Annotated in this window: 3 protein-coding genes and 2 pseudogenes; all 5 read right to left on the reverse strand. The window is 71.5% G+C overall.

Features of this window, described 5'->3' with window-relative positions; genetic code table 11:
* A pseudogene (locus TN53_RS39975) lies at nucleotides 1-282 on the reverse strand (hydroxymethylglutaryl-CoA synthase); the annotation flags it as partial.
* A gap of 3 nt (nucleotides 283-285) precedes the next feature.
* Nucleotides 286-1,347: a hydroxymethylglutaryl-CoA reductase gene (locus TN53_RS39980; RefSeq protein ID WP_159038250.1), complete on the reverse strand. Its 1,062-nt coding sequence runs from the start codon at nucleotides 1,345-1,347 to the stop codon at nucleotides 286-288.
* Complete coding sequence (gene fni, locus TN53_RS39985; RefSeq protein WP_046263775.1) at nucleotides 1,344-2,438, reverse strand: type 2 isopentenyl-diphosphate Delta-isomerase; 1,095 nt, start codon at nucleotides 2,436-2,438, stop codon at nucleotides 1,344-1,346. The genes TN53_RS39980 and fni overlap by 4 nt, the downstream gene beginning before the upstream one ends.
* Nucleotides 2,435-3,535, reverse strand: a complete 1,101-nt coding sequence (locus tag TN53_RS39990) for a phosphomevalonate kinase (RefSeq protein ID WP_046263776.1) — start codon at nucleotides 3,533-3,535, stop codon at nucleotides 2,435-2,437. Before TN53_RS39990 ends, fni begins: the two co-directional genes overlap by 4 nt.
* Nucleotides 3,532-3,967, reverse strand: a pseudogene (locus TN53_RS39995) (diphosphomevalonate decarboxylase); the annotation flags it as partial. The pseudogene TN53_RS39995 and the gene TN53_RS39990, both read right to left, overlap by 4 nt.

The raw sequence follows: 3,967 nt of genomic DNA on the forward strand, positions 1-3,967 counted from the left end.
GACGTAGATACCGGCCGACTTCGCCTGGTCGATCGAGGACTCGGTGGCGAACACGACCGTGCGGATACGGTCCTTGCCGTGCCGGGCGATGATGGGCGCGGCCGCCGCCGCGGCCATGGTCACGATGTCCTCGTCGGCGGCGGGCACGCTCATCGACTCCTGGCCGATGCCCACGTGGTACTTGCCGATCTCGGTGCCGTTGTAGTCCGCGAGGGCCGTGTGCGGCAGGACGAACTCGCTTGTCGCGAACGACAGATCGTGGATTCCGATGGATATGGACATGCCTCATACACCAACCTTTGCGGTCTTGTTGTCGCGTTCCAGCTGGATGTGCGCGCGCATGAGTTCGCCGGGGTTCGTCTGCGCCGCGAGCAGCGAGAGCTCACCGCACAGCACCGTGGCCGCGGCCAGGACGGCGAGCCGGCGGGCGTTCTCGCCGGGCGCGCCGTCGGCCCGGCAGCCGAGCCGGGTCAGGTTCGTCTCGACGAAGCCGAGGCCCTTGCCGTTGCCGACCGTGCCGACGATCAGGTTGGGCAGGGTGCAGGCGAAGTAGAGGTCGCCGTCGCGGTCCTCGGCCATGACGACGCCCTGCGAGCCTTCGATGATGTTGGCCGCGTCCTGGCCGGTCGCCAGATAGAACGCGAGCAGCATGTTCGCGTAGTGGGCGTTGGCCGAGCGGATGCCGCCGGCGAGGAGGGTGCCGAGCAGGTTCTTGCGGATGTTCAGCTCGACGATCTTCGCGGCCGTCGTGTGCAGGACGTCGGCGACGACGTCGCGCGGTACGAGCAGCTCGGTGACGACGTTCTTGCCGCGGCCGAGGATGCCGTTGATGGCGGTGGCCTTCTTGTCCGAGCAGTAGTTGCCGGAGATCGAGCCGTAGGAGATGCCGGGGACGGTCTCCAGCAGGTGCGCGAGGAGCGCGTCGGAGGCGAGGGTCGCCATGTTGTGGCCGGAGGCGTCGCCGGTGGAGAACTCGAACCGGATGAACAGCAGGTTGGCGTTGATCTCGTGCCGGATGCCGATCAGCTGGGCGAACCGGCTGCAGCCGCGCACCACTTCGCGCAGCTCGTCGATGCGGGCCTCGATGGTCCGCGCGGCGGTGAGCGCGGTCAGCGCGTCGGTCGCCTCGACGAGGACCGAGCGTGTCATCCGCTCGTCGACGAGGGTGGCGACGATGCCCTTCTCGGCCAGCCGGGACACCTTCGCGCCGCGGCCGACCGACGGCCACAGCGGGGACTCGTAGGTGGCGAGCGGGACGTGGGTCTCGGTGTTGGCGACGTTCCCCGAAATGCGGAGGGGGCCCACCCACCTCATGGGGACCCCGGCGATCGCGTGTGCTTCGGTCATCGTGTGCTTCCCGTCATCTCGTGGAGGGCGTCGATGGAGCTGGAGCGCTGGGCGAGCCGCCGCGTGTCGATGCCCCGGTCGGTGCAGAAGGACCGGAGCTCGCCGTGGATCAGCAGGTCGCAGCGGGTGAGGTCGGCGGGGGTGCGGGCGCCGAGCATGGTCTGCAGGGCCGCCAGTTGGTCGAGCCAGGCGGAGATCTTCGCGACCAGCGCGAGGACGTCGCCGTCGAGCAGGGGGCGGAGGAACCCGCCGGAGGAGCCGACGGCGCGGGCGCCGAGGGCGAGGGCGCGGGCCACGTCGAGCGGGGTGCGGACACCGCCGGAGGCCAGCACGGGGATGTCGACGTCCTGCGCGTCCAGCAGACAGGCGACCGTGGACTGCCCCCAGTCGTGCAGATAGGCGTAGTCGGCGAGTTCGCGCCGGCCGTTCTCGATGCGGGCGAAGTCCGTGCCGCCGCGGCCGCTGACGTCGGCCACCCGCACGCCCAGGTTCGGCAGGGCGAGGATCGTCTCGCGGCTCAGCCCGTTGCCGACCTCCTTGACGATCACGGGGACGTCGACGGCGGCCGCGATCCGCTCGATCTGTGCCGCCCAGGAGCCGAAGGAGCGGTCGCCCTCCGGCATGGGCGTCTCCTGCGCCGTGTTGAGGTGGATCTGCAGGGCGTTCGCCTGGATCAGGTCGATGGCGCGCCGCGCGTTGTCGACGGACGCCGTCGCGTTGACGTTCGCCAGGACGAACCCGTCCGGGTTCTCCTCGCGCAGCACCCGGAAGGTGGCCGCGCAGGACGGGTCCTTGAAGTAGGCGTGCATGGAGCCCGAGGCGATGGCCACCCCGGTCTCGCGGGCCGCGATGGCCAGGTCCCGGTTGATGATGCCGGTCTTGTCGCTGCCGCCGGTCATCGCGTTGATGTACAGCGGCGCCTGCCAGGTGAGTCCGGCGAACGTCGTGGCCAGGGACACCTCCGGGCGGTCGATGCCGGCCAGGGCGTGGTGGACGAAGGACACCTCGTCGAACTGGTTGCGTCCGCTGTGCGCGTGCTGCTGCTCCATGGCGAGCCGGACGTGGTCGTCCTTGCGCTGAGCGCTACTCATGCTTGGTTCCCTTCCGGGGCGGGACGGACGGGCAGGGGCAGCACCCCGGCCGCGGCCCACCGCCCGTGTACGTGTGCGATGTCGTGCGGGGCGTCGGCGGCCAGCAGGGCGATACCGCAGTCGCCGCCCCCCGCTCCGGAGGGTTTGGCCGCGCCGCCGGCGGCTTCGGCCGCGTCGCACAGGGCCGTCAGTTCGGGGGTGAAGATGCCGAGGCCGACCTCGTCGTCCAGGCGGGCCAGCTCCTGGCGGGCGCGCCGGATCTGGTGCAGCAGGCCTTCGCCGTCGCCGGCTTCGAGGGCGCCGATCGCGGCGTGGACGAAGTCGGCGGTGGTTTCCACGAACTTCTGGTGCGAGGGGGTGCCCCGCCAGGTCCGCCGGTGCAGGCCGGCCACGAGGGAGGTGGTGGAGGCGGGGTTCCCGGTCCAGCCGACCTCGAGGGACAGGCCGCTGGGCGGCGGCAGTTGACGTACTGCGTAGCCCGGCCAGGGGGTGTGCAGTGCTTCCTCGACGCCGCGGCTGCGGGCCAGGTCGAGCACGAAGGCGCGGTCGGGTGCCCGGTAGGCGATCCAGCCGCCCCAGGTGCCGGCGGCGAGGTCGCCGCCGGAGCCCTTGGGGTCGATGCGTGCCGTCGCGAGCAGGGCGAGACGGAACCGGGCGTCGGGGGAGAGTTCCAGTCCGCAGTACGAGGCGACGGCGGCGATCGTCGCCACGGTCACCGCGCCGCTGGAGCCCAGGCCGTACTTTCTGCCGTTGTCGTGCAGGGTGCTGGTGATCGACACGCTCAACGGGGGGACGGGCAGGCCGCGTTCGGCGAGCAGGTCGGCCACGGTCTCGATCGCGGTGACGACGTGGTCGGCTTCGCCGTCGGTCCCGGTCAGCCGGCCGTCCTGCCAGTGCCGGTGCACGGCTCGCGGCCAGAGGTCGGAGGAGATCACGACACCGGTGTCGTCCGTGTCGTCCGCGCCGGACACGGTGACGGTGACGTACCGGTCGACGGCCACCAGGATCGCGGTGTTGCCGGGGTCCACCACCGCGTACTCGCCCGCGATGTACAGCTTGCCCGGCGCGCGCCGCACGACCGTGCGGCGGGAGGTCATCGCTCGTCCTCGGGGAGCAGACGCGCGCCCCTGCCCGGCCCGGCGATGTGCACCGCGCTGTCGGGAGCGGCACTGCGTACGGCCGCGGCCACCCGGTCCGTGTCCGTACGCCGGCACAGCACCTTGACGTTCGGCCCGGCGTCCATGGTGACGTAGGCCGCGATGCCGGCCCGGCGGAGCTGGAGGACGGCGTCCAGGACGGTGAGGGAGGCCGGCGACATGTACCGCACGGCGGGGCGTGCCGCGAGCATGGTGGCGTGCATGCCGAGCGCGTTGCGTTCCGCGATCTCACCGACCGCGTCCAGGTCGCCGAGGCTCAGCGCCGCCCGCATGTCGACGAGGTCGTCCTTGCTGGACAGAGCCCACGGCTCGAACAGGGGTGAGGTGTCGACGGTGCGGCGCATGGCCGTACGGCTGGACACCTCCTTGGGG

The organism is Streptomyces sp. WM6386 (assembly GCF_000972385.1).
In the GTDB taxonomy this organism is placed as follows: Bacteria; Actinomycetota; Actinomycetes; order Streptomycetales; family Streptomycetaceae; genus Streptomyces.

Excerpts from the sequence above, each read along its gene's own strand:
- TN53_RS39980 (WP_159038250.1), bottom strand. The coding sequence starts at position 1,347 with ATGACCGAAGCACACGCGATCGCCGGGGTCCCCATGAGGTGGGTGGGC.
- fni (WP_046263775.1), bottom strand. The coding sequence starts at position 2,438 with ATGAGTAGCGCTCAGCGCAAGGACGACCACGTCCGGCTCGCCATGGAG.
- TN53_RS39990 (WP_046263776.1), bottom strand. The coding sequence starts at position 3,535 with ATGACCTCCCGCCGCACGGTCGTGCGGCGCGCGCCGGGCAAGCTGTAC.